We start from the raw sequence: 2539 nt of genomic DNA, 5'->3' as shown, positions 1-2539 counted from the left end.
CAGTGCGACGTACAACACCAACGGCGAACAGCTTTATGGCCGCCAGTCCTACTGGGGCGGCAACGAAGACTACGGTTTTCATATCAGTTACGGCCATCGGACAGGCAACGACTACGAAACCGGCCAAGACGACTTCTTCATCCCCGCCAGCTACAAGTCTCGCGACCTGTTTGTGGCGTTCGGTTTCGATTTGTCCGATCACCAGAAAATCGAGCTGAACTTACTGCGACTCGATCAAACGGATGTCGAATTCCCCGGGCTGGTCACCGATTTGAACTTTCTGGTCACCGACGGCTACGAGGTCACGTACACCAACGACATGCCCCTGTTTGCCGATCGCTTCACCGCCGAGGTTTGGTACAACCGCACACGGTTCGAAGGCGACACCAGGCGTCCGGCAAAACATCGCCAGATCCCGTTGCTGCGACAGACATTTTATCCGTCGTCATTCGGGGCTGACGACGGACTCACCGTGACCGACGGCGATGCACTGTCGGGCGGGTACCGGCTGGAGTCCACGTGCTACACGAATTCCGGACAGATCTCTTGGGGAACGGACCTGATCTATTTGAACCAAGAACTCAACGAGTTTGACGTCTTTGATCCGGACACCAACGACAACAACTATCCGATCCCGCGCAGTGATTCGCTCGATATCGGGCTGTACCTGGAAAACATCTCGCAAGTCACCGACGACGTCCTGGTGACCGGCGGCGTCCGCGTCGATGGCGTGTTCACCGATTCACGCGACACGGTCGTCGGCGTGGAGGATCCGCTCAGTGAACTCGAAGACACGACGCTCGACAAAGACTTCTTTCTCGGCTCGGCGTTCTTGACCGCCACACGGACGCTCGGAAACGGTTGGAGTGCCAATGCGGGAGTCGGGTTCGCCATGCGGCAGCCGACGTTGACCGAAATGTACTCCGAATACACGTACATCGGTTCGCTACAACGCGGATTGACGTTCCTGGACGGTGACCCCGACTTGGACCCCGAACGGCTGTACCAATACGATTTAGGCATTCAGTACCAGCAAGACTCGGTTCAACTCGGGGCGCACGTCCATCACGCGTACATCGAAGACTACATCACCTACGACTTGCTCGACCCGGCCGGAACCACCGACGGGTTCCAGACCGGAGCCCGATTCGTCAACACCGATTTGGCGACGCTGTGGGGAATGGAAGCTTACGGTCAAACCGATCTGACCTCGATGTTCTCGGTCTTCGGGATCGTCACCTATCTGGAAGGCCGCGACCGTAGTCGGCTCGACCCCGCCCGGCTGTCCGCGTTCGATTCGCGCAGCGCCAACGATACCGTCGATGCCGAACCGTTGCCCGGGATCGCTCCGTTGGAAGGCCGTTTGGGATTGTTGATCCAAGACCCCTCACCCGAGCGACGCTGGGGCGTCGAGCTATTCGCCCGCGTGGTCGACAACCAAGACCGCGTTGCGGCGACGCTGGAAGAAGTCGCGACGCCGGGATTCACCGTCTACAACATCCGCACCTATCGACGTTTCGGGGCGTTGCTCGTCACCGGCGGGATCGAAAACGTGACCGACAAATTCTACCGCGAACACCTCGACTATCGGTCGGGTTTGGGCGTGTTCCGCCCCGGCATCGGATTCTACACCGGTGCGGAATTGACGTACTGAGCATAGCAGCGGTCAATGCAAACCGGCGGTCAATCGCTGTCTGATGATGCTTAGCTGCCGTCGCCAGTCGACGGTCTTAGCGAGCCGAGGGTGGCAGAATGATGGGGCGGCAGAATGATGGGGTGGCGATTTGCGCGGTCAGAACATCATTCTGCCCCGTATGATTCTGCCACCTCCAATCATTCTGTCATTTCTGCAACCTGTTGAAAGTCTCGGCGAACACCCGCCACGCGGCGATCAAAAATCATCGCCGCCCGCGTTACCGCTTCCCTCGTTGTCCGTTGACGTGCCGCTGTTGAGTCCGGTGTAGCCCTGGTCGGCGTTGTCGTTGGACTCGTTGTTGGAAAGCGTGCCAAAATTCTCGACCAGGTCGATGCCGTCGTCAAAGTTGCCTTCGGCGTAATTGTCATCAAACAAGCCGTTGTTCTGGTTGAAGTAGAAACCGTCCTCGGCATTGCCAATCGCCTGGTTGCCCGTCATCAGGTGATCGTTGCTGTAAAACTGGAAACCATCGTTCCAATTGCTGATCGCTTCGTTGTCGCTGAACGTATCGAGGTTGTAGGAAAAATCGTATCCGTCGTCGTCGTTGCCGATCGCCTGGTTTCGCGTAATCGTTCCCGCATTGTGTTTGAAATCAAAGCCATTGGATCCGTTCTGTTCGGACGTGTTGTCTTCAAAATCCCCGAAGTTATTGCGGAACTCGAAACCATTGAACGAATTGGATGCGGCATAGTTTCCGCTGACTGTGCCCGCGGTATCGTTGAGCGTAAACCCGTTTCCAAAGTTGAAAACGGACAGGTTGTCTTGGATCGTATCGTAGTTGTCTTCGAACCAGAAACCGTCCAGGAAATTGTCGAAGGCAACGTTGTTGCTCACCACGCCGTT

General features: G+C 56.7%; 2 protein-coding genes. One reads left to right on the top strand and one right to left on the bottom strand.

Translation table 11 applies throughout. The features are described 5' to 3' along the window. Positions 1-1654: TonB-dependent receptor domain-containing protein (locus tag ABX749_RS29155; protein WP_372899136.1), on the top strand; the 1654-nt coding region annotated here is incomplete at its 5' end. A 237-nt stretch (positions 1655-1891) separates the two neighbouring features. Here the strand turns inward: ABX749_RS29155 and ABX749_RS29150 are convergent. Next, a partial coding sequence (locus ABX749_RS29150; protein WP_372899135.1) for a hypothetical protein occupies positions 1892-2539 on the bottom strand: 648 nt, incomplete at its 5' end.

The organism is Stieleria sp. (assembly GCF_041595215.1).
Taxonomy (GTDB): Bacteria; Planctomycetota; Planctomycetia; order Pirellulales; family Pirellulaceae; genus Stieleria; species Stieleria magnilauensis.
The sequence above is the reverse complement of the archived record's forward strand: the minus strand, read 5'-3'. Positions and strand labels throughout refer to the sequence as shown.